This is a genomic window from Exiguobacterium sp. BMC-KP (genome assembly GCF_001275385.1).
In the GTDB taxonomy this organism is placed as follows: domain Bacteria; phylum Bacillota; class Bacilli; order Exiguobacteriales; family Exiguobacteriaceae; genus Exiguobacterium_A.
This window is the reverse complement of record NZ_LGIW01000014.1, coordinates 180906-202954: the sequence shown is the minus strand read 5'-3', so window position 1 is coordinate 202954 and position 22049 is coordinate 180906. Positions and strand designations below refer to the sequence as shown.

21 protein-coding genes are annotated in these 22049 nt (G+C 47.3%); 2 read left to right on the top strand and 19 right to left on the bottom strand.

What is annotated here, in order from left to right:
- Nucleotides 1-15 precede the first annotated feature (15 nt).
- The 6 genes from ADM98_RS04950 to ADM98_RS04925 form a co-directional block, all read right to left on the bottom strand.
- Nucleotides 16-795 (bottom strand): GNAT family N-acetyltransferase, encoded by a 780-nt coding sequence (locus ADM98_RS04950; RefSeq protein WP_160315916.1) that lies wholly within the window; start codon nucleotides 793-795, stop codon nucleotides 16-18.
- Between the two features lie 93 nt (nucleotides 796-888).
- Entirely contained in the window at nucleotides 889-2277 is a 1389-nt protein-coding gene (locus ADM98_RS04945) for an amino acid permease (RefSeq protein WP_053452509.1), read from the bottom strand.
- Nucleotides 2278-2499: 222 nt separating this feature from the next.
- The gene (locus ADM98_RS04940; RefSeq protein ID WP_053452508.1) at nucleotides 2500-4296 is read right to left on the bottom strand and encodes a mechanosensitive ion channel; all 1797 of its coding nucleotides are present in this window, start codon (nucleotides 4294-4296) and stop codon (nucleotides 2500-2502) included.
- A gap of 215 nt (nucleotides 4297-4511) precedes the next feature.
- On the bottom strand, nucleotides 4512-6368 hold the full coding sequence (locus ADM98_RS04935; protein ID WP_053452507.1) for an ABC transporter ATP-binding protein: 1857 nt from the start codon (nucleotides 6366-6368) through the stop codon (nucleotides 4512-4514).
- Nucleotides 6365-8089 carry an ABC transporter ATP-binding protein gene (locus tag ADM98_RS04930; protein WP_053452506.1) on the bottom strand — a complete coding sequence of 575 codons (1725 nt, stop codon included), beginning with the start codon at nucleotides 8087-8089 and terminating at the stop codon, nucleotides 6365-6367. Before ADM98_RS04930 ends, ADM98_RS04935 begins: the two co-directional genes overlap by 4 nt.
- Nucleotides 8082-8567 (bottom strand): MarR family winged helix-turn-helix transcriptional regulator, encoded by a 486-nt coding sequence (locus ADM98_RS04925; RefSeq protein WP_053452505.1) that lies wholly within the window; start codon nucleotides 8565-8567, stop codon nucleotides 8082-8084. The genes ADM98_RS04930 and ADM98_RS04925 overlap by 8 nt, the downstream gene beginning before the upstream one ends.
- Before the next feature lie 155 nt (nucleotides 8568-8722).
- On the opposite strand from ADM98_RS04925, the gene ADM98_RS04920 reads away from it, so the two are divergent.
- The gene (locus ADM98_RS04920) at nucleotides 8723-9064 is read left to right on the top strand and encodes an ASCH domain-containing protein (RefSeq protein WP_053452504.1); all 342 of its coding nucleotides are present in this window, start codon (nucleotides 8723-8725) and stop codon (nucleotides 9062-9064) included.
- A gap of 46 nt (nucleotides 9065-9110) precedes the next feature.
- Here ADM98_RS04920 and ADM98_RS04915 read toward each other — a convergent pair whose 3' ends face one another.
- Nucleotides 9111-9980 (bottom strand): cation diffusion facilitator family transporter, encoded by an 870-nt coding sequence (locus ADM98_RS04915; protein ID WP_053452503.1) that lies wholly within the window; start codon nucleotides 9978-9980, stop codon nucleotides 9111-9113.
- Nucleotides 9981-10279: 299 nt separating this feature from the next.
- Here ADM98_RS04915 and ADM98_RS04910 point away from each other — a divergent pair, with 299 nt between their 5' ends.
- Nucleotides 10280-10603 (top strand): thioredoxin family protein, encoded by a 324-nt coding sequence (locus tag ADM98_RS04910; RefSeq protein ID WP_023466923.1) that lies wholly within the window; start codon nucleotides 10280-10282, stop codon nucleotides 10601-10603.
- Nucleotides 10604-10679: 76 nt separating this feature from the next.
- Here the strand turns inward: ADM98_RS04910 and ADM98_RS04905 are convergent, their stop codons facing one another.
- The 12 genes from ADM98_RS04905 to ADM98_RS04855 all read right to left on the bottom strand — a co-directional run bounded on the left by ADM98_RS04905 (nucleotide 10680) and on the right by ADM98_RS04855 (nucleotide 21896).
- Nucleotides 10680-10859, bottom strand: a complete 180-nt coding sequence (locus ADM98_RS04905) for a hypothetical protein (protein ID WP_152910954.1) — start codon at nucleotides 10857-10859, stop codon at nucleotides 10680-10682.
- Between the two features lie 154 nt (nucleotides 10860-11013).
- Entirely contained in the window at nucleotides 11014-11310 is a 297-nt protein-coding gene (locus ADM98_RS04900; protein WP_053452501.1) for an excalibur calcium-binding domain-containing protein, read from the bottom strand.
- Between the two features lie 114 nt (nucleotides 11311-11424).
- Nucleotides 11425-12279 (bottom strand): DUF3298 and DUF4163 domain-containing protein, encoded by an 855-nt coding sequence (locus ADM98_RS04895; protein WP_053452500.1) that lies wholly within the window; start codon nucleotides 12277-12279, stop codon nucleotides 11425-11427.
- Nucleotides 12263-12766: an RNA polymerase sigma factor gene (locus ADM98_RS04890; RefSeq protein WP_200904884.1), complete on the bottom strand. Its 504-nt coding sequence runs from the start codon at nucleotides 12764-12766 to the stop codon at nucleotides 12263-12265. The genes ADM98_RS04895 and ADM98_RS04890 overlap by 17 nt, the downstream gene beginning before the upstream one ends.
- 124 nt (nucleotides 12767-12890) lie before the next feature.
- Entirely contained in the window at nucleotides 12891-13052 is a 162-nt protein-coding gene (locus ADM98_RS17325) for a hypothetical protein (RefSeq protein ID WP_156357227.1), read from the bottom strand.
- A gap of 18 nt (nucleotides 13053-13070) precedes the next feature.
- Complete coding sequence (locus tag ADM98_RS17235) at nucleotides 13071-13544, bottom strand: hypothetical protein (protein WP_152910953.1); 474 nt, start codon at nucleotides 13542-13544, stop codon at nucleotides 13071-13073.
- A gap of 153 nt (nucleotides 13545-13697) precedes the next feature.
- Nucleotides 13698-16055 (bottom strand): carbohydrate binding domain-containing protein, encoded by a 2358-nt coding sequence (locus tag ADM98_RS04880; protein ID WP_053452497.1) that lies wholly within the window; start codon nucleotides 16053-16055, stop codon nucleotides 13698-13700.
- Between the two features lie 61 nt (nucleotides 16056-16116).
- Nucleotides 16117-17463 carry a GH1 family beta-glucosidase gene (locus tag ADM98_RS04875; RefSeq protein ID WP_053452496.1) on the bottom strand — a complete coding sequence of 449 codons (1347 nt, stop codon included), beginning with the start codon at nucleotides 17461-17463 and terminating at the stop codon, nucleotides 16117-16119.
- 23 nt (nucleotides 17464-17486) lie between these two features.
- Nucleotides 17487-18410, bottom strand: coding sequence for a carbohydrate ABC transporter permease (locus ADM98_RS04870; protein WP_081637442.1), 924 nt, complete (start codon nucleotides 18408-18410; stop codon nucleotides 17487-17489).
- Between the two features lie 3 nt (nucleotides 18411-18413).
- On the bottom strand, nucleotides 18414-19310 hold the full coding sequence (locus tag ADM98_RS04865) for a carbohydrate ABC transporter permease (protein ID WP_023466912.1): 897 nt from the start codon (nucleotides 19308-19310) through the stop codon (nucleotides 18414-18416).
- A gap of 60 nt (nucleotides 19311-19370) precedes the next feature.
- Nucleotides 19371-20678, bottom strand: a complete 1308-nt coding sequence (locus ADM98_RS04860) for an ABC transporter substrate-binding protein (RefSeq protein ID WP_023466910.1) — start codon at nucleotides 20676-20678, stop codon at nucleotides 19371-19373.
- A 204-nt stretch (nucleotides 20679-20882) separates the two neighbouring features.
- On the bottom strand, nucleotides 20883-21896 hold the full coding sequence (locus ADM98_RS04855; RefSeq protein WP_053452495.1) for a LacI family DNA-binding transcriptional regulator: 1014 nt from the start codon (nucleotides 21894-21896) through the stop codon (nucleotides 20883-20885).
- Nucleotides 21897-22049 lie beyond the last annotated feature (153 nt).

Genomic DNA, 22049 nt, shown 5'->3' with positions numbered 1-22049 from the left:
TAGCAGCGCTTTTATTTATAGAGACTGACGCATGATGTATTGTTTCAAATCTCGCTGAGTCCATCCTTCAGAACGTAATGCTTCCCACACCTTCACATCTGTCGATTGATAATGATAGGTCGTCCCTGGTAAACGACGGACGATTTCTGTCGCGTGTCTTGCTTTTTGGTCTGCTGGACCGACAACTGACAAAAGTGATGACCCGGCTACTGCCACTACACTTTCTTCTAATTGATAATACTCCGTTTGTACTTGCTGCATGACATGAGGATCCTGTTGCCAAATGTACTCACCTTGGATGTCGTATCGCTTTAAGAATTCTGCTTCTTTAATCGTAGGCAGAACCACTTCTTGTCGTTCATCCGTTAGGTGAAAATAACCGATTTCTCCAACAATCGTATAGTGAAGTGATTCATACAACCGTATCGCTAGATCATTCCCTTGAATGACTTCAAGCATCAACTCATTCATACCGATTTCTTTTGCATGACTCAGTTGCGCTTGGTATAAGGCTTTCGCAATCCCAAGACGACGATACTGCGGAGAAACCCCTAGTCCTCCACACCGCATGACGCGTCGACCATCAATGTCCTTCCAACCGTTCAGCCATAGACCGACTGGCTTTTCTCCATGATAGGCAACGAATGAATGCTCTAACTGATTCCCATCTCGTTCGATGATGCGCTCTTGGAATTCTGCTTCCGATAAGTGCAGCGGAATCAAATAGTCTTGAAATCCATCCTGCATCGCTTGGTACGCCATTTTTACGTCAGGTGCGCGTTGAATGTGAATCATTGAAAAACCTCCTTTTCCACTGAGCTGTTTCGCTTTCTTACTCTTGATTTCCTGCATACAAAAACACCCTTGTCGCCAAGGGTGTTAGTTGATTCATTGATGGAGTTTCGAACGCTTGCGTCCATATCCGAAGTACAACAGTAATCCAATTGCTGTCCAGATGAAGAATGCGATCCATGTGAACGGCTGTAAGTTAACCATCAGCATGATACAAGCGAGGACTGATAGAATCGGTAAAACTGGAACGAACGGTACTTTAAACGCCCGCTTCAAGTCCGGACGCGTCCGGCGTAAGATGATGACAGCGATCGAAATCAGTGAGAACGCTGCAAGTGTTCCGATGTTGATCAATTCAGCGAGTGTACCGAGTGGAACGAATCCAGCGATCAAACCAGCTGCCGTTCCGAGAATCCATGTCGCTTTGACCGGTGTATGCGACTTTTCATTGACGTCCGAGAAGACCTTCGGTAATAATCCATCACGACTCATCGCGAACAAGAGACGGACGAGACCAAATGTCATGACGAGGATGACCGTCGTCATACCAACGATGGCTCCTAAATCGACGAACCCTGCAACCCAGTCTTGACCTGCAACTTTTAACGCAAGGGATACCGGGCTATCGACACCTTCAAACTGCTTAAATGGAACGATCCCGACCATGATAGCAGAGACGACGACGTAGAGAACAGTAACGATTGCCAGTGATCCTAAGATCCCGATTGGTAAGTTGCGCCCTGGATTTTTAACTTCTTCTGCTGCCGATGTGACAGCATCAAATCCAAGGTAAGCGAAGAACGCAATTGCTGAAGCTTGTAAGACACCACTCATACCGAATGGTGCGAACGGTTTGTAGTTACCTGGTTCAATGTACCAGATCCCGACGACGATAAAGAGCACGACGACTGCCACTTTGACGAGTACCATGATATTGTTGACGCGCTTTGTTTCTTTAATACCGAGTGAGAGTAAGAGCGTAATGACCATTAGAATCAAGAATGCTGGTAAGTTGAAGAACGTCTCGCTTCCCGGTACAGCACCTGGAGCAGCTGTTAAAGCCGTCGGTAGTTCTAAACCAAAACCAGCCAAGAGCGACTGGAAGTAACCTGACCAGCCAGTTGCAACGGCACTCGAAGCGAGACCGTATTCCAAAATGAGACACCACCCGATGATCCAGGCTACGACTTCCCCGATCGTCGCGTATGTATACGTATATACACTACCTGAGACAGGAATCATCGATGAAAATTCAGCATAACAAAGGGCTGCGAGCGCACAGACGATAGCGGAAATAATGAATGAGATCGGTAAAGCAGGTCCTGCATAAAGAGCGCCCGTTCCTGTCAGAACGAAAATTCCGGTACCGATGATGGCACCAATTCCAAGTAAAATAAGGTCAAACCCTGATAAGTGACGTGCCAGTTTGGAATGTTGTTTCATGTCCATCATCACACTGACATCTTTCTTGCGAAGCAAACTCATGTTTCATCCTCCGAACTTTTCTCTTTTTTCTGAATATTCAAATCATTAAGGTAATTGACTTTCTTATCATAACAAACGATGTCAGGTTCGATAAGTCTTTTTTTCTGTATTTTTTCACAAAGTGGTCAAACCACTTTTGTGACAATACGACAATGCTTTGATGCGTCAACGCAAAAAACACTCTTTCCCCTAAAAGAAAGAGAGGAAAGAGTGTACGTGTTATTACGGACGATCGTTTGGATGATCAAGGTTAGGACCTTTATGCTCATCTGGATCGATCGGGTAATCATCTTGTTGTGCTAAATCGTTTTCTGGCAATGCACCTTTTGGTGTACCATGCGTCGTCTCATCTGTTGAAGAAGAGCGCGCTGAACGTGGTGCACGATCTGGTGTCACATCATCTGCCGCTTGTGAAGCTGCACCTTTTGCTGCATCTTTTAAGCTTGGTGATGAAGAAGTAGATGCTGACTTACTCGGAAGGTTCGATGTGTCGACTTCCGTGTTCTCTGCTTTCTTTTGAAGACGATCGAGGTAACGCGATGCATTATCACGTCCACCGAGACCAAACGCAAGACCGAAAGCAAGAGCGAGTGCCCCAAGGATCAAGATGAAGGCTGAGTTGACAATCGTATCAGCAACACCAAGTTGATCAAGTGCCATGAAGACAGCAAGTGCAAGGATTGCATACTTCGCAACGCTTGAGAGGACTTTCAGTTCAGAGTTACCGAACAGGCTGTCCATCGTACGTTTGACGAGATTGCTGACGATGATCCCGATTGCGAGAATGATGATCGCTGTTAGGACGCTTGGTAAGAACGCAAGGACGGCACGACCGAGGTCGACCATGAAGTCAAGACCAATCAAGTTGAAAGCTTCGACGACGAAGAGAACGACGATGACGATCTCAACGAGTGCACCAACGATTGAAGCTGGTGATGTAGATGCTTGGTTTGCATCCCATGAACCGATTTTCAAGTGACGTGTTAGGTTGTTGAAGCCAAGACGTGATAAGAGATCCGTAACGAATTTCTTAATGAAGCGTCCGACATAAAGACCAACAAGAATCAGAACGACACCGACGATGATGTTCGGAATCATACCAAGGACATCGTTCAACATGTTGATCGCTGGTCCTGTGATTCCTTTAATATTCAATTGATCAAGTGCTGAAATCGTGATTGGAATCAGAATCAAGATGAAGACGACTGTTCCAAGAATCGACGAAAGTGATTTCGCATCTTTTTGATCTGTTGATCCAAGGTTGAAGCGTGCTGCAAATTTATCCGTTCCAACAGCATGAAGGAAATTCGTCACGATATCGCGGACGATTTTCGCTACGAGGAAGCCGACGAAGAAGATGGCTGCCGCAGCAATCAAGCGTGGAATGAATCCAAGGAATGACGATAACAATTGGCTGAACGGTTGAGAGACACTTTCAACGTTCAAGGCATCGAGGACACCCGGTAGGAACAAAAGCAAGACGAGATAGAAGACGATTTCTCCAGCGATTTTCGGGTAAGACGATAAGTCTGTCTGACCTTGAAGCATCTTGTTTGAACGCACTTTGTCGTTCGACATCAACTTCGTTCCCGCTTTGACGATGATCATGCGAAGAACGACCGCGATGACGTATGCCAAGAGAAGGATGAGTGCTGCTTTCAAGATGTTCGGAATTGCTGCGAGTAATGTACTCATCGTATCCGCAAGTGGTCCAGCAATGATGTTTAGATCAAGGATGTTGAAGACCAAGATAAGAACGAAGACCATGAGAACCCAAAAGACGACGGTTCCAATGATTTTTTCAGGTGTCCACTTTTTCTTCTTTTGTGGCGCCCCTTCTTTTTGAGGTGACAACTTGTTGACGACCCCAGACTTCTCTAACGCTTTTTGAATCCCGTTTGCGATCAGCTTGGCAATGAGCCATCCAATCAAGAATACGATGATCGCTCCAAGCAAGTTGCCGAGTGATCCGAGAATGCCGTTCAAGTTCAACGACGTTCCGTTCCAAATGTTATTCATCCTGCCACACTCCTTCACCTAAATAAAATTATATATTTCTGACACTTCTTTAATTTCCCCAGCTAAAGGATTTATTAAACCCTTGTCCGTACCAGAATGTGGCGTTTCTTGTTTTTCCTACAAGAAATTGGATGATTGCAATATGTGAAGATACACTGTTGCCTCATTCACTTCATAAAAAAGCAGCATCGTCTAAAAGACGACACTGCACTAATTCAAACGACTTCCTTTTCAGAGAATTGACTGTTGTACAAATCCGCATAAAAACCATCTGCCTCGAGCAATTCTTCGTGTGTTCCCTGTTCGATGACACTTCCTTGATTCATGACAAGAATCAAATCGGCATCCTTGATCGTCGAGAGACGATGGGCAATGACGAAGCTCGTCCGCCCTTCCATCAAGCGACGCATCGCTTGCTGGATGAAGACTTCTGTCCGTGTATCCACACTAGAGGTCGCTTCATCGAGAATCATGATCGGAGGATCGGCAAGAACTGCCCGAGCGATCGTCAACAACTGTTTCTGACCTTGCGAGATGTTCGAGGCTTCCTCATTCAAGACCGTATCGTACCCGTCCGGCAACGTCCGGATGAAGTGATCAGCGTGCGCCGTTTTGGCTGCGGCGATGATTTCCTCCTCGGTCGCTCCACTCTTACCGTAAGCAAGATTATCCCGGATCGTACCGTTGAAGAGCCACGTATCTTGTAAGACCATCCCGAACGTCGTCCGTAAGTCTTCGCGTGACATCTCGCGGGTATCGATGCCGTCAATCCGAATCGTCCCCCCGTTCAACTCATAAAAGCGCATCAATAGATTGATCATTGTCGTCTTACCGGCACCCGTCGGTCCAACGATCGCGACGGTTTGTCCCGGTGCGACATCGATGTTCATGTCCTCGATCAAGAGATCGGTTCCGTAACCAAAATCAACGTGTTCGAACGCGACCGCCCCTTCAGCCTGCGTAAGACGATGTGTCGTTACTTCCTTGATTTCTTCTTCTTCGTCCAGTAATTCGAAGACACGTTCCGCTGCTGCGACCGTCGATTGGACGATGTTCGCGATGTTCGCCGTCTGTGTGATCGGTTGCGTGAACTGGCGTGTATAGGTGATGAACGCTTGAATATCCCCGATCGAGATCGCCCGTTGCGTGACGAGAATCCCGCCGACGATACTGATCAAGACGTAACTGATATTCCCGATGAACATCATCATTGGCATGATGATCCCGGAGATGAACTGTGCTTTACGTCCTGCTTCATACAACTCTTCGTTGACGGCATCAAACTGCTCGACCGCTTTGCGTTCATGTCCGAACGCCTTGACGACCGAGTGTCCGGTATACATCTCTTCGACGTGACCGTTCAATTGTCCAAGTGTCCGTTGTTGATCGGCAAAGTATTTTTGGGACCGTTTCAAAATCGGACGGATCGCAAAAATCGAAACCGGTAATGAGACGAGCGAAATCAGCGTTAACAGCGGACTAATCGTCAACATCATGATCAGAATTCCGACGATTGTCACAATTGAGGTGATGAACGATGTCACACTTTGTTGTAACGTACTCCCAATCGTATCAATATCATTCGTCACACGGCTGAGTGTCTCCCCGTTCGGACGACCATCGTAATATTTCAATGGCAGGCGTTCGAGTTTATGATTGACGTCTTCGCGTAAATCGTAGACTGTTTTTTGAGCGATACCTGACATCAAATACTGTTGCAAGTAATTGAACAGACTACTGATGATATACAGTCCAGCCAGCCAGAGCAGGATTTGTCCGATTTTTGTGAAGTCGATCGCCGCTCCCGGCACACCTTGGAACTTCGCATATGCCCCTTCAAACAATTCCGTGATCGCTGTTCCCATGATTTTCGGACCGGCAATCATGAAGACCGTACTGAGGATGGCTGCGAGGAAAACACCAACGAGTGCCGTCCGACGCGGACGCAGATACCGAAGCAGACGACGGAACGTTGCTTTGAAATCCTTTGGTTTTTCTCCGAGCATCATCATATTTCCGCCACCGGGACCACCAGGCGGAGGACCGCCGGCAGGTCGTTTTTTCTCACTCATGCGATTTCCTCCTCTGATAGTTGTGACTTAACGATTTCCTGATAAACGGCATTGTCAGCAAACAATTCATCATGCGTTCCGATTCCGGCGACTTTCCCTTCATCAAGGACGATGATTTGATCGGCGTCAATAACGGTGCTGACACGCTGAGCGACGATCAAGACCGTTGCTTCACGTGTTTCTTCCCGTAAGGCTTTTCGAAGTGCCGCATCAGTTTTAAAGTCGAGCGCTGAAAAACTGTCATCAAAGACATACAAGTCCGGTCGACGAACAAGTGCCCGAGCAATCGACAACCGTTGTTTTTGCCCACCAGAGACGTTTGATCCACCTTGTTCGATCCGTGCGTCGTAGCCGTCCGGCATCCGTTCGATGAAATCGGTCGCTTGTGCAATTTGCGCAGCATGCGCGACCTCTTCGTCTGTCGCGTCCTCTTTCCCGAAACGAATGTTTTCCGCGATCGTGCCCGTGAACAATAACGCCTTTTGGGGAACGAAGCCGATTTTCGACCGCAGTTCCTCTTGCGGGACATCCTGGCTATCGACACCGTTGACGCGGATACTCCCTTCCGTCACGTCATAAAAACGAGGAATCAAATTGACGAGTGTTGATTTACCAGAACCGGTTCCGCCGATCACAGCCGTAACTTCACCTGGTCGTGCCGCAAAACTGATATCGGATAAGACAGGTGTCTCAGCACCTGGGTAACGGAATGTGACGCGATCAAAGACGAGCGTTCCTTTTTCACGGTCAGCGGTTTGTGTACCCTCATCTGTCATCGTCGGAGTCATCTCGAGGACTTCATTGATCCGTTTCGCCGAGACGGCTGCCCGCGGAATCATGACGAACATGACCGATGCCATGACGAGAGCGAACATAATTTGCATGACGTACTGAATGAACGCCATCAAGTCCCCGATTTGCATGCCACCATTATCGATCCGGATGCCCCCGAACCAAATGACACCGACAACGGTCAAGTTCATGACGAGCATCATCACTGGCATCAAGAACGCCATGATCTTATTGACCTTGATCGAGACTTCTGTCAAATCCGCGTTCGCTTTCGTCAATCGTACTTGTTCATCGCGTTCTCGGTTAAAGGCACGGATGACACGAATTCCGGTCAGGTTTTCCCGCAGGACGAGGTTCAAGCGATCAAGTCGTTTTTGGACCTTCCCGAACAATGGAACCCCTTTCCACAGAATCAACAGGATCGAAAGCACAAGGACCGGCATCGCTGCGACGATGACGAGCGATAGTTTGGCGTCTTTTGAAACAGCCATAATCAATCCACCGATGAACATGATCGGGGCACTGACGACCATCCGTAACATCATGATGACGACTTGTTGGACTTGCGTGATATCGTTCGTCGTCCGCGTAATCAGTGACGCCGTCCCGACTTGGTCAAACTCTTGCAGGGAAAACCGTTCGACATGATTGAATACTTGGCGGCGAATATCCCGCCCGAGTCCCATCGATGCCTTCGACGAATAATAACTAGCGGCAACTGCGGCTAACGCCCCGATACCGGTAATCCCGAGCATGACAGCACCAATCTTCCAAATGTAGGCGGTATCGCCAGTGACGACCCCTTTGTCAATGATGTCTGCCATCAGTGTCGGCAAATAGAGATCAGACATCGATTGTGCGAAAACCAAGATGAGCACAGCAAGAACTGCCCATTTATAAGCCGTCAACCGTTTGAGTAACTTAATCATCCGAGCATCCTCCTTTCATTTCTGGCTGTAAGATACGTCCGATGCCTTCCGCAATCTGAGCATGCGTCGCAAGCATCTGGTCGAACACCTTTTGATCAATCGTCTCAAGGACCTGTTCGAGTTGACGTTGCATCCCCTTCTCTTGTTCTTGAATCTCCGTCACGAATTGTTGTCCCTGATCACTGAGCGATAGGACGACTTCTCGTCGATTTTCAGGATTCGTCTCTCGAATGACCCAACCGGACTGCACTAAACCTTCGATCGACTGACTCAGTGTGCTCTTTGGTAAATGCGTATGTGTCGCGAGTGCTTTTTGCGAGATTGGTCCACGTGGCGCAATCGTCATCAAGCTATGAAATTGCGGTAAACTGAGTCCGTTTTCCTGTGCTGTCTGGTGTGCTGCTCGGACGAGATGCCGTTGCACGTTCCAAAACGACTGCATCATCGCCGTTGAACGAACTGTTTCCGTTTGCTCCATCCTGCTTTCCCTCCTTGTTCCATTTCAAATCGTTCCAAAAGGAACAATTACTTATATGAATTAAAATACGCCGATTATTTCTAGTTGTCAACGAAAAGGCAATGTGAAAAATCACATAGTTTTGCTATGCTTTTGTAGAGAAGGAGTGAAGACAGATGAGACATGAGATGGGGTTATACGAAGTACCGTTTCGTTCGATTAAACAGGGGCTGAAAACAGTCGAAATTCGACTCAATGATCCGAAACGTCAACAAGTACAAGTCGGTGATCAGATCCAGTTCACCCATACGGAAACGAGCGAGGCGCTACTCGTCCAGGTGACAAAACGAGAGACATTTCAAGATTTTCAAGCACTGTATGAACACGTATCACAGGAAGCTATCGACTGCGTCGGTTGGTCGATCGACGAACTCGTAACATCTACTTATACAATCTATTCGCCCGAAGCCGAGCAACAGTACGGAGCACTGGCTCTTCACATCGAGTTGTTGCCATAAAAAAAACGTCTTTTCTACAGTCAGCGTAGAAAAGACGTTTTTGAATTCATTCGGGTTCGACGTGAACATGGATATCATAAACTCCGTATTCTTCCGTCAGCGTATCCTCAACACGTGTCGCAATATCGTGCGCTTGATGGATGTTCAAGGTGGAGTTGACGAGGATGACGACATCGACGACTTCATTGTTGCCGTAGTTGCGTCCTTTGATGGACTTGATGCCTTTGACACCTTCAAGATCGAAGATAACATCTTCGTACATCTTCAGTTTCTTTTCATCAAAGCCATCCGTCAGTTCATGAGATGCTTCCGTAAAAATGTCCCACGCCGTCTTACAGATCAAGAAGCCGACGATGATCGCTGTCACGACATCAAGCCATGGCATGCCGAACTGTGATCCGACGATCCCGATCGTAGTCCCGACACTGACCCAAGCATCGGATAGATTATCCTTCGCTGCTGCCATGACGGCTTTGCTTTCAATCTCCTCGGATAACTTCTTATTGTAGCGGTAGACGAAGTACATCACGAGAGCTGAACCGATTCCGACATACGCTGCAAGAACATCAGGCGATTCCTGCTTGCCTTCGAATAACGTCGAAATTGTATCAATCAAGACTTGGAGACCGACTGCCATCATAATGAAGGAAGCTACGAGCGAGGCAATCGTCTCACTTTTCCAGTGTCCGTACTTGTGATCGTCATCTGCTGGACGTTGTGAGATCCGTAAGCCGATTAAGACAGCGATCGAAGCAATGATATCCGTCGCGTTGTTCAAACCATCTGCCCGGAGAGCCGCGGAGTCTGCTGTATAACCAATGATTAATTTTAAAGATGATAACAAGATATAGGCTGCGATACTGATCATTGCACCGCGTTCGCCGCGTTTAAGATTATCGTATTTTTGTTGTTCCATTCTCGTCGCCCCCACTTTCTCTGCGATTAGCAAACCTCATCGTAACAGTCGGAAATCGAGTGGGTCTAGAGAAATCATTTTGTTTCGAACTAGGTAATTAACAAAAGCTCAACAATGTTTCCTTTAACCAAAACAAAATGAATCAGGTCATGTGGCTCTTTTAAAGAAAATCGGTAGCATTATCTTAAAGGACAACCAACTTTTTTGACTTGTCAGACTCTTTGACGAACATAATTCGTGCAAGTTCTGAAGGGAATCGGTAGACTAAAGGTACAACACCAAGAGGAGGAGTTCTCACAATGGCAGAATTCATTAAGAGTGAAGAAACATTCAAGGAATTGATTTCAAGTGATGCACCGGTCATCATCAAGTTCGAAGCAGATTGGTGCCCCGACTGCAAACGGATGGATTACTTCATGCCGGACGTCGAGTCACAATTCGACCACTTACCAATCCATACGATCGACAAGGATGAGTTCCCTGAAATCGCATCGAACCACGATGTCATGGGAATCCCAAGCTTGCTCGTCTTCAAAAACAATGAAAAATTGGCGCACTTGCACAGTGCAAATGCCAAAACACCTGAAGAAGTTACAGCATTCCTTAAACAAAACTTCAACTAAGCAAAATAACCTGACGCCGCTGCGTCAGGTTATTTTTTATGTACCGATCTGATTTGGAGTGCTACTTCCATCCTTCTTAGCTTTTCTTAAAAAAGATGCGGGTGAACAGATTTGTAATCGTTCCAGCTATAGCTGCTTCGATCAGAGCGACGACCACGATTGCTAATAAATCCTGTACACCTAATGCGCCTAAGAAATTAATGAGATTCAGAATGAAAAATAGAATGAAGAAAATTAAATAGTCTCGTTTTCGCATAATAATACTCCTACTCAACATATATTTGTCGTCTTTCATCGCTATAACACTACCACACATGATAATCTTCCAAGGATTACATAATTGAAAGGAACAACTAGCATCTATAAAAAAGTAGTCTTTCTCCCGCTCGAGAAAGACTACTTTTACTCATTTAACGTTCACACGCAATACCGTCTTTATCCCGGTCACTCTTGGTGTTTAAGTTATACGTCGCAAGGCTCACGTATGCCTTATATTTTGTTGCTTTGTAGACCGGTTTTCCGTTCTTGTCATACCCGGTCCGATTCTTTAGCCCCGCTTTTTTCGCGACGCCGCCTTTGTACGTTTTCTGCATTTCCGTACAGTTCTTAAAGGCTTTTGCCTTCGTCGCCGCCTCACTAGCTGCCGGAACATGGATTAAGGCCAGACTGACGACACCCGCGAGTACAAGCCGACTCCATTTTTTCATAGGGATTCCTCCTTTTTTCAAAAAACAACGATTCGTCTTTTGATTATAAGAGGTCATTTTTGGAAATTGTTTCCTTTTTTTATTTTTACGTCAATGATTTTTAAAATCTGACAATCAACGAATATAGATCGAACTGACGAGGTCACCTTTTAAGATCGATGTCGGGATCTTAAATTCGACGATGCCCATATATCCTGGAGCGATGCTGTACTCATCAAATGACAGAACTAATTCGTGGTCTGCCGTAATATAGAAGTTTTGCTTCGCTGAAATGTGCTTGAACTGTTCGTCCTCCGGTACATCCGGTGTTCCTTCGACGAAGTAGACTTTCCCTTCATCTGCTTTCATTTGCCGACGCATCTCTTCTTTTAGATAATCACTGATCGTCGTGATATATCCGTCATCCTTGAACAAAGACGGTAACGTCAGGACAAGCTGTTGCTTCTTATCAATCGTATCGTACTGGACGCTTTCCGCTGCACTTGCCCGTGTCTCCGTGACGGTTCGCCCAATCGACAACAGGTCATCCGTATCCGTCTTGACATCATAGCGGCTATCGATCGCAAATGCTCCCTCCTGTCGGTTCGTCTCTTGTTTGAACTTTTCATAGAGCGCCTGACCATCCGCGATATACTTTTCATTCAGCTGTTGCTCGAGCGCCTTATCCGGTAACGTCACTTGTGGTGCTTTAATATCAGCCGACTGTTGTGTCTTCGTCTCTTTCCAGTCAATCGTTACGATCTCAGTTAGTTGACCGAGGACTGGTACCTTTGCCATCGCGTCCGCAAACGACGCATTACTATTTAATCCACCAACGAATAACGTGATCGCGGCGGCTGTAATCAATACGGATCGTTTCGTCCGCGAAGGACGCATTCGGCGCTCGACTTGTGCAATCATCTCATCGAGTTCTTTAGGAACCGGTGGTTGTTGGTACGCCTGTTTCAGATCATCAAGTTTGTTCGACATCTAGATCATCTCCATTCAATTTCATTTTTAGTAAGGTCAATCCTTTATACAGCCGGGACTTGGTCGTACTTAAATTCAGCTCCAAAATCGTTGCAACTTCTTTTAAAATCAAGTCCTCGAAATAGTGTAAGATGACGACTTCCCGGTACATGACCGGTAGCTCCTCGAGCGCCTGTCGTAAATCAGAATCGGGGTACGTATCTTCTTTCGTCGCGACGAGTTCGATCAGTCGATCCGTGTCGTAACTGATACTATGCTGATGCTTCCGGATCGCATCAATCGCTGTGCGTGTCAAAATCTGATAGAACCAGGCTTTCATCCGTTCCTCATCTTCGAGTCGGTCGAGTGACTGTAACGCTTTTTGGATACTGTCCTGAATGACATCCAGACTATCCTGTTCATTTTTCATATAACTGTAGGTCAACCAGTAGAGATTCGGTTTGTATTGCTTTAAAAAACGGACGAATGCTTTTTCCCGTTTTCTCATTTGACGAGAGGTCATAGGCCGCGGCTCCTTTTTTCGATATCGTTCTGTGTATACATCATTAAGACGGGCGAGTCGAGAAAAAAGTTGACGACACAACAAAAAAAGGTGACACAAGGTCACCTTTTCATGGAGCAGACTTCATTAAGATAAGGATAATCAACAGAAACGGAACGATGAAAAGTAATGGAATGCCGACAATCGTGATACATCCAATATCAACCTTTCGCTGTTTTCGGCGTTCACGTTTCCCCGTCCGTTCTTCACGTTCATTTACGGGACTCAACATACAACTCACCTTTTCTACTTAATAATGCAAATGTCGTGATGTATCACTCCACATTTTCACCTGAAGTAAAATGAGCGCGATACCGTATAAGACACTCATGTATAACGAAAATTCACCAAACAGGACATTCGTCCAAGCATTTAATCCAAACAATGGAATGACAAAAATAAAATACAGTAAAAACTCAAGACTCGCTAATAGATCAAACCAAAGTGTCTCTGAAAACATTCCTTCGAGCAACCAGACACTATAAATATACAGTGTCGAAATCAGACCGAACCAAAGATACCTCGCGATTAATCGATACATCTTCTCTTCCTTTATGTAAAACAGCGAGCCGACTAAATAGCCGAACCAGATGACTGAAGCAATGCTTTGCCATCCATTTATCGTTCCGTCGGGATGAAGTATAGCGGACCAGCCATTGATGCCAATCATACTAATTAAAATTAACAGAAAGAGCAGTCGATATGGTATGTTCCTTTGACGCATGATATGTTTCCTCCCCAAAGCATAAGTACCTATCTTTTCTTTTACTTAATATTCCATATGATAGGTTTTGTTCCTCTTCCATTTCAATAAATTATTCGTCTCTGTCGTTTAAACCACAACAAGGCAATGGACGTGTCCATTGCCTTGCCTTAGTCATTCCTTCACTTTGAGATTCACATCATCAATCGTTACGTCATGGACAGCGAACGGCGAACCTTCTGCGCGTCCCATCAGGAACTTCAACGCACCTGTATCAGCTTGTCCCATCGTAAAGGTATAGCTGTACGTCTTCGGTGTTGTCGTGATTGGCTCGACTTGACTGAAGTAACGCGTGTACGAAGCATTTTCAATCGTCACTTCGATCGGACGCGGTACAGTCGACGATGCCGTGAAGCTCAATACATATGTTTTGCCTTTCGCGAGTGACAAGTTTCCTTGCTCGAGCAAGACACTCCATGGTTCTTGTCCTTCCGCTCCAATCTTTATGCGTGCTGCTTCATTGACAGCTTCGATAGCGGCTTGCGCATCATAGTGGACGTATGACGACCATGACGTTAATCCGTTTGTGAACGAACCGTTCTTCAGTGGTGACGGATCAACCGGCACCGGTGTCACATCGATCAACTCCACATCATCGAGCGAGATTTTCCCGGCTCGTCCACTGAAGTCAAACACAAGCTGATTGTCGTCTGCCGTTTGTGTAGCCGTGAACGGAATGTCGACAGTCGTTGCTTGTTTCGTCAACGGTACAGTCGTCTGTTTCAATTGCTCTTGTGCTCCAGTGATTTTCACCTGAAGTGATTTCGCTTTTTTCGCACCTGCTGTGAATCGAAGCTGATACGCATGCCCAGCTTCTAGTTGAAGTCCCTTTTGCGTTAAGCGTGCCGTCGTTTTTTGTCCATGTCCTTCATAACGGAAATCACGTGACTCAGGATCAACAGCCCCTGTTGTCCGCTTGTTACCGTTGAAGTGCCAATACGTCAAACGATCCATTGCCCCTTGATCGAACGTCCCGTTGTAGACGAGATTCCCGTCCGGTAGTGCCGGTTTTGTTGCATCTTCATCGATGACGCCGCGCGGAATCTGTTCGACACGGACGTTCCCGATCTGAACACCCGCTTTTTCAAGTCCGAGGTTGAACTCAAGACGCGCTGCGAGATCCGTCTCTGCCGCCATATCGAATGTGAACGTATGCCGTTTGACGCTCGGTGTCAGAGCAATCGACTGTTCATTCGAATATTTCGTGTACCCACGCTCTGCTCCACCGCCGACTTTGACCATCATCTTCCGGTCTGCTGTGCTGCTCGCGTCAAAGCTGACTTGGTAACGTCCACCTTGCGCGAGTGATACGTTTTGAATCAACTGATGGGAGTACGTCTGTGAACCAGGCTGATCAATCGTGACGTCCGCCATCCGTTGCCCCTCTTTTTCAATGATCGCAAGACTTCCTTTGCCACCGAAGTCCGGGAGCGTGACGTAGTTCCAGTACAGCGGATCAAACGACTGATTCCCGGTGATCATCGTGACCGGTTGTTCAAAGGCTGCATCATAGACGAGGTTCCCTTCGATCGGTTGCTTGGCTCCGTCCGGTAGCGTCACGTTTTCGTAGGTCGGCTCGACTGGTTCACGGTACGCTCGATTTTTCAAATCATAGACACGAACGTAATCGACTTCCATCTCAGCCGGGAACTTCGTCGTCGCATCGACTTCTCCGTCGAACCAACCACCGACCGCGAGGTTCATGACAAGATAGAAATTTTGGTCAAACGGTGCCGGATAACTATAGTTCGTTGCCGCGTTCAAGCCTTTACTGTACCAATCGTTTTGTGTTTGATAGAGGTTACCGTCAACGTACCAGCGGAGTTCGCCCGGCTCCCATTCGACCGCGTACGTATGCCATTGATCAATCCGTTGACCGTCTGGGAAGTGATAGTCTTTCCCCGTATATTTATTGTTCGGCCAGTTTTCCCCGTAGTGAATCGTTCCGGCGACTTTATCTGGTTGACTGCCCCAGGCTTCCATGACGTCAATCTCACCTGACGCTGCCCAGGCGCCGTACTTGTCTTGCTCCGGTAACATCCAGAACGCCGGCCAAAGCCCTTTTCCGGTCGGTAGCTTCGCTTTGATTTCATAGCGACCATACGTCTTACTGAACAAGCCTTTCGTCTTCAGCTTCGCTGACGTGTAATCGTATGTACCGAGATCATCCGTCGTCTTTTCCTGCTTCGCCTTGATAACGAGTTTTCCGTCGCGAATAAACGAGTTGTCCTGCTTCGTCGTATAGTATTGTTTTTCGTTATTGCCCCAGCCCGGTGAGACCGGTTGTCCGTTCGCATCCTTGATCCAGTTCCCCGTATCATACGTCCATTTCGTCCGGTCGAGTTGTTTTGCCTGAAACTCATCCGACCAGACGAGCTTCCACTTCGTCTCTTTTTTGTCTGCCTTCGCATCGACTGCTTGACCGCTCAGCAATAAACCAGTCCCGACCGCTAGTGCTACCCATGCCTTCATGTCTGTTTCCTCCTTTTAGTCAAAAAGAGGCAAGGACGAATGCTCGACCTTGCCTCCTTTGTCACGCTTCTTGCGGAATCGTTGCCTTATGTTGCTCGATGACGCCCGCATACCAGTGGGCGCTGTCTTTCCAAATCCGTTCCTGCGTCTCGAAATCGACGTAGAGAATCCCGAAGCGCTTATCGTAGCCGAAGCTCCACTCGAAGTTATCGAGCAGTGACCAGAGATAATAGCCTTGGATGTTCATGCCTTCTTCGTTTAAGTCAGATACCGCTTGGAGATGCTGTTCGACATAATCGATCCGGTTTTGGTCAGCGACGCGACCATCAATCAATTCATCATCGAATGCGGCACCGTTTTCTGTGATGTAGATTGGTAAATCCGTATACTCGGCACGCAAACGACGAATCAAGTCCTTGAATTCGCTCGGTGCGATGTCCCAGCCCATACCTGTTTTGTCGTAATCCGAGTACGCATCCTTCTGCAGGAAATCGTTCGCAGCACTGAATTCGACGAGGTTCCGGCTGTAGAAGTTGATTCCGAAGAAGTCACACGGGACAGAAATCGTCTCCATGTCGCCTTCCTCGATGAACGCGTAAGAATGGACGTATTTCGAGAACAAGTTCATCATGTCGACCGGATACTGACCTTTGAAGACCGGATCGAGGAACCAACGATTCGCGTACCCATCTGCATTGTTCATTGCCAGCTGATCGTTGGCGGAATCCGTCTTCGCATACTTCGGTGCCAAGTTCAAGGTAATGCCGATTGGTGTGACCGATTTGAACTCACCCTTCAACAGTTCGACTGCTTTTCCGTGTGATAACAACAAGTGATGCACGGCACGAACGGCTTCGTTCATATCCGTATGACCTGGTGCATGTTGCCCGAGATGGTAGCTGAGGAACCCTGCACACCACGGTTCATTGTGTGTGATCCACGAGTCGACGATCCCGTCGAGCTCCGCAAAACAAGCACGAGCGAAGTCAAGGAACCAGTCGACCGATGCTCGGTTGACCCAGCCGCCTTCTTCATGTGCCCACAGTGGTAAGTCCCAGTGGTACAGCGTCACGGCTGGCTTGATGCCTTCAGCCCGCAGACGTGTCGCGAGTTTCTTATAGAACGCCATGCCTTCCGGATTGTAGACCCCTTTTTGCGGGAAGATGCGTGGCCAGGCAATCGAGAAGCGGTACGTGTCGACGCCAAGACGTTTGATGTGCTGGATGTCCTCTTCATAACGGTGATAATGGTCACAAGCGACATCACCGTTATGTTTTTCGAAGACTTTTCCGTCCTCATCACAGAAGGCATCCCAGATCGAAGGCGTACGTCCGCCTTCGTTGTGGGCTCCTTCGATTTGATACGACGACGTCGCCGTTCCGAATACGAAGTTCGGTGCAAATTTCATATGTGTAATCTCCTTTAAGCTACTTATTCTTTAACGGCACCTGCCGAGATACTGCTGACGATATATTTCGAGAGGAACAAGAAGGCGATCATGATCGGTACGACGGAAATCGCGATCCCGAGATAGAGCGAGCCTAAGTTCTCTGCGACTTGTGACCCTTTCAAGAAGCCCATCAAGACCGGTAACGTATACTTCTCTGGGGAGAAGAGTAAGACGAGCGGCATGATGTAGTTGTTCCATGAACCGATGAACGTAAAGATCGACATCGTCGCGATCGCCGGCATCATCATCGGCAAAGCGATCGTATGGAAGATCCGGAACTCACTCGCTCCGTCCATCCGTGCTGCCTCGATCAGACTCGGATGCAAGACCGTCTGGACATACTGTCGGACGAAGAAGACCGTGAACGGACTTGCAATCGCCGGAACGATCAAGGGGATATAACTATCGAGCAACCCGAGATTTTTACTTAATTCGTAGAAACCGATCAATCCGAGCTGACCCGGAACCATCATCATGACGAGCATGAAGACGAACATCGCATTCTTCCCTTTGAACTGATAAAAAGCGAATCCGAATGCTGTCAACGCCGAGAAATACCCTGATAGGACGGTAACGAGAACGGCAATGATCAAGCTGTTCTTGAACCCAGACCAGATGTTGACGTATGAACTGAGGGCGGCGTAGTTCTCAGCAAGTGAGTTCCCGGGAATCAACGAGAACCCGGACAAGACTTCTTCGTTCGAGCGCGTTGCGTTGATGATCATCATCAAAAACGGGATGATACAGGCGATCGTTAAGACGACGAGACCAATATAGATGACACTTTTGCCGAACCAGGCTTTCTTTTGTTTCGGTGGTGGCGTCAACTTGAGCGGGCGTTCGGAACGCTCCGGTTGTTCCTCCGTTTGTGGCACGATCCGACGTGCTTCTGCATTTCGTTCCATCGGTCAGGCTCCTTTCGGCGAACGTTCTTTTCGGAACATCCCTTTGAAGACGATGATTGAAAAGACGAGCGTGATGGCAAACAGTCCGTATGCGACAGCAGCGGCGTAGCCATAGTTGTTGTATTTGAAAGCTTGGTTATAGAGATAGAGCACCATCGTGTTCAAGGCACCATCTGGCGCACCGACACCATCCGTAATCAACATCGGGAGGTCGAACAATTGCAGACCACCGATCAACGACGTGATCATGATGTAGAGCAAAATCGGTTTTAAGAGTGGCAACGTGATGCGTGAGAAAATCTGCCAACGTGTTGCCCCGTCAATCAAGGCTGCTTCGAAGTAGTCCTTCGAGATCCCGGATACGCCCGCCATGACGACGATGAACGAGTGACCGAGCCACATCCATGTCAGGATAAGCGAGACGGAAATTTGTGCGGTCACCGGTTGCGTCAACCAGTTGATCGGCTCCGAGATGATTCCGATTTTCATCAACATCATGTTCAGTGAACCATGCTGCCAGTCGAGCAAGATGCCGAACAATAAGGCGACCGAGCTGATCGTGATCAAGTTCGGTAAGTAGAACGTCGCCCGGAAGAAGGCAAGCCCTTTTAATTTCAACTGGAGATCCGAGAACAACAAAGCGAGCAATAAAGCGCCACCGATCTGAAGGATGAAGTTCAGACCCCAAATCTTCAGAGTGTTAAAGAACGCTTCGATGAAGTACGTATCCCCGAGTAACCGCGTATAGTTCGCGAGTCCGACGAGTTGTTCGCCTTCAGCGCCCGTGTAGTTCGTGAAACTGTAATAGAAAGTCAAAGCAACCGGATAGATGCTGAAGATCAAGAAGACGATCCAAAACGGTGCGATGAACAGATACCCATGGCGATCGAGTTTTTTCACAGGTCAAACCCCTTTCTTAAACAAGAAGAGGTGAGGCGAGGATCGCCCCACCTACTCTCCTTATTCCGGTACTTTTACGTCCGGATACGCGTTTTTGACTTTTTTGTAGAACTCAGCAAGTGCTTCGTCTTTTGATTTTTTACCTTGGACGTATTCCATGACCGATGCACCATACAATGTATCGAGCTGCTGGTCATACTTCGTGACGATTCCTGGTGTGATCTTGTCTGCTTGATCAAGGAAGAACTCATAGTTGTTCTGTCCGCCGAGAAACTCATCTTTGAAGTCGGTCTTGATTTTTTCAGTAACTGGTTTGTACGCTAACACGTCACCTGTTTCTTTTGCCCAATCTGTTAAGAACGCTTCGTCTTGCGTCATCATCTTGACGAAATCATACGCAAGCTTTTGTTTCTTCGAATCTTTGTAGACACCTAACCACGTACCACCCCAGAAGTATGGGCTCGGTCCGCTTGTGACCGCCCAGTCACCCGCTGATTTTTTCGCGTTTTCTTTGAGGACACTGTGAAGACCCCATGTCGGGAGAACGTAAGAGAAGACTTCTGTTTCAGTCTCTTTACCGTTTTCTTTGACTTTGACCGGTTTATCCATGCCTGCGAACCATGATGGTGACCATTCTGGTGCAAGTGCTGTGTATTGTTTCGTCCGAAGTTCTTTTGCGTAATCCATGTAATCCTTCTTGTCTTGTGTCAAGACGAGCTCTTGCTTATCGTTGACCCAAGGTTGTGGGTCGTTCCCTTGTGCGAACCAACGGATTGATCCTTCATCCGGGAACATCTTGTAGCCTTTGCTCTTCATTTTTTCAGCGACTTCGAAGACGCCGTCCATCGAGTCCATCATGCCGCCGATTTCTTTTGGATCGTCTGTACCGAGAACTTTTTTCGCGATGCTTCGTTTGTAGTAGACGCCACCTGGTGTCGTTTGCCATGACAGCGCACGCACGTTGCCGTCCTTATCTTTCCCCATGTCATAGACGTACGGAATATAGTCATCTTTGACTTCGCCTGCGTTGAATGGTTTTTCAGAGAGGTTCGCCCAGTAGCCGGCATCAACCCACTGTTTCAAGAACGCGATTTCACCTGTGAAGATATCCGGTGCGCCGACGCCACTTTCAAGAGCTGGTTTCAACTTCGTCGGGTAGTCGGCGATTGGCACGATCGTCAATTCGACTTTGACTCCGTTTTTCTCTTCGAACTTTTTGATAGGCTCTTTTAACTCATCCGTGAACGACCAGATTTTCAAGACTTCTTTCCCGCCGCTCGTCTTTTCTTCGCTGCTACCTGAACATCCAGCAAGAACGCTTGCTGTTAACGCACCGACTGTTAACACGCTAACTAATTGTTTCTTCATCTCATCTCATCCTTTTGTTAAGTATTCCGCTTGTACGTAAGCGGTTTCAATTAATTATTCAAAAATACCGAAAGCGCTTTCGAAAAGGCTTTAAAGAAAATTCCCGAAAGCCCTTTCGGAAAAAGTGATAAAAAATGATTTCGAAATCGCTCTCGCTTTTCCTCACTGACAACGAGCGAGAGCGATTCCGAAACAACCATTGTGTTATTCAGGTACTGGACCTGTCGATTGACGAACCATCAAGTTAACCGGAATGACATCGCGTGTCGTAACCCGTTTTTTGTTGACGATCTGTTCAATCAAGACTGATGCTGCATGTTGACCAATCGTTTCCGTATCTTGTCGGACCGTCGTCAACTTCGGTGTAATGTATTTCGCGACATAGATATCATCGTACCCAACGACTGAGATGTCTTCTGGAATCCGTAACCCGGCTTCATGAATCGCTTCAATCGCACCGATTGCCATTTCATCCCCGGCAACGAAGACCGCTGTCGGTCGTTCAGGTAATGCTAGCAATTCGTTCATTGCCCGCTTGCCTTCTTCCCCGGAAAAGAATCCACCGTTGACGAGATATCCGTCCGGAATCGGCAAATCAAGTTGTTTCATCGCTTGCTGATAGCCTTCAATCCGCGCTCTTCCCGCATCTGTCGACGTATCCCCCGCAATGTGGGCGATCAACCGATGACCGAGTTCGTGCAAATGATTGATGGCGAGTGTGCCACCAGTGATGTTATCCGAGTAGACGACACTACAATCGGCACTGTCCATGTCGACGACGACGATCGGAATCGTACTTTGAATCAACTCTTGGACGTGCTGGTCCATCTGATCGGAGCAGATGACGACGATGCCGTCGACTGCCCGGTGTCGGAAATGCTCGAGGTAACTCATATCACGATTGCGTAAGTTTCGCGATGCGAAGATGAGGTCATACCCTTGTTGTTCTGTTGCTTTTCGGAAACTCTCAATGATCGCGTTGAAGAACGGATGCATCATTCCGACGCCATGTGCTTCCGAGAACATCACACCGATCGTCCACGAACGTTTCGTCGAGAGCGACTGGGCGTGCGCGTTCGGTAAGTATCCCATCTCGGCTGCTGCTTGGACGATTTTTGCTTTCGTCTTTTCGCTAACATCCGAATAATTATTTAAGGCTTTTGAGACCGTTGTAATTGAAAAACCGGTCATCTTCGCTAAATCATAAATTGTTCCCATGCTACTCACTCCATTTCATCGAAAGCGCTTTCGATAAATTTAGTATACGAAGTCTCTCTGGAAGTTGCAACCTATTTTTTTATGAAAAATCAGATAAATTGAAAACGTTATCATTTATACTGGATTCAATACAAAAAGAAATCGATTTTTCTT

Excerpts from the sequence above, each read along its gene's own strand:
- ADM98_RS04860 (WP_023466910.1), bottom strand. The coding sequence starts at position 20,678 with ATGAAGAAACAATTAGTTAGCGTGTTAACAGTCGGTGCGTTAACAGCA.
- ADM98_RS04875 (WP_053452496.1), bottom strand. The coding sequence starts at position 17,463 with ATGAAATTTGCACCGAACTTCGTATTCGGAACGGCGACGTCGTCGTAT.
- ADM98_RS04945 (WP_053452509.1), bottom strand. The coding sequence starts at position 2,277 with ATGAGTTTGCTTCGCAAGAAAGATGTCAGTGTGATGATGGACATGAAA.
- ADM98_RS04890 (WP_200904884.1), bottom strand. The coding sequence starts at position 12,766 with ATGAGAAAACGGGAAAAAGCATTCGTCCGTTTTTTAAAGCAATACAAA.
- ADM98_RS04935 (WP_053452507.1), bottom strand. The coding sequence starts at position 6,368 with ATGAGTGAGAAAAAACGACCTGCCGGCGGTCCTCCGCCTGGTGGTCCC.
- ADM98_RS04940 (WP_053452508.1), bottom strand. The coding sequence starts at position 4,296 with ATGAATAACATTTGGAACGGAACGTCGTTGAACTTGAACGGCATTCTC.
- ADM98_RS04895 (WP_053452500.1), bottom strand. The coding sequence starts at position 12,279 with ATGTCGAACAAACTTGATGATCTGAAACAGGCGTACCAACAACCACCG.
- ADM98_RS04925 (WP_053452505.1), bottom strand. The coding sequence starts at position 8,567 with ATGGAGCAAACGGAAACAGTTCGTTCAACGGCGATGATGCAGTCGTTT.
- ADM98_RS04905 (WP_152910954.1), bottom strand. The coding sequence starts at position 10,859 with ATGCGAAAACGAGACTATTTAATTTTCTTCATTCTATTTTTCATTCTG.
- ADM98_RS04880 (WP_053452497.1), bottom strand. The coding sequence starts at position 16,055 with ATGAAGGCATGGGTAGCACTAGCGGTCGGGACTGGTTTATTGCTGAGC.
- ADM98_RS04900 (WP_053452501.1), bottom strand. The coding sequence starts at position 11,310 with ATGAAAAAATGGAGTCGGCTTGTACTCGCGGGTGTCGTCAGTCTGGCC.
- ADM98_RS17325 (WP_156357227.1), bottom strand. The coding sequence starts at position 13,052 with ATGTTGAGTCCCGTAAATGAACGTGAAGAACGGACGGGGAAACGTGAA.
- ADM98_RS04910 (WP_023466923.1), top strand. The coding sequence starts at position 10,280 with ATGGCAGAATTCATTAAGAGTGAAGAAACATTCAAGGAATTGATTTCA.
- ADM98_RS04855 (WP_053452495.1), bottom strand. The coding sequence starts at position 21,896 with ATGGGAACAATTTATGATTTAGCGAAGATGACCGGTTTTTCAATTACA.
- ADM98_RS04870 (WP_081637442.1), bottom strand. The coding sequence starts at position 18,410 with ATGGAACGAAATGCAGAAGCACGTCGGATCGTGCCACAAACGGAGGAA.
- ADM98_RS17235 (WP_152910953.1), bottom strand. The coding sequence starts at position 13,544 with ATGCGTCAAAGGAACATACCATATCGACTGCTCTTTCTGTTAATTTTA.
- ADM98_RS04915 (WP_053452503.1), bottom strand. The coding sequence starts at position 9,980 with ATGGAACAACAAAAATACGATAATCTTAAACGCGGCGAACGCGGTGCA.
- ADM98_RS04920 (WP_053452504.1), top strand. The coding sequence starts at position 8,723 with ATGAGACATGAGATGGGGTTATACGAAGTACCGTTTCGTTCGATTAAA.
- ADM98_RS04950 (WP_160315916.1), bottom strand. The coding sequence starts at position 795 with ATGATTCACATTCAACGCGCACCTGACGTAAAAATGGCGTACCAAGCG.
- ADM98_RS04930 (WP_053452506.1), bottom strand. The coding sequence starts at position 8,089 with ATGATTAAGTTACTCAAACGGTTGACGGCTTATAAATGGGCAGTTCTT.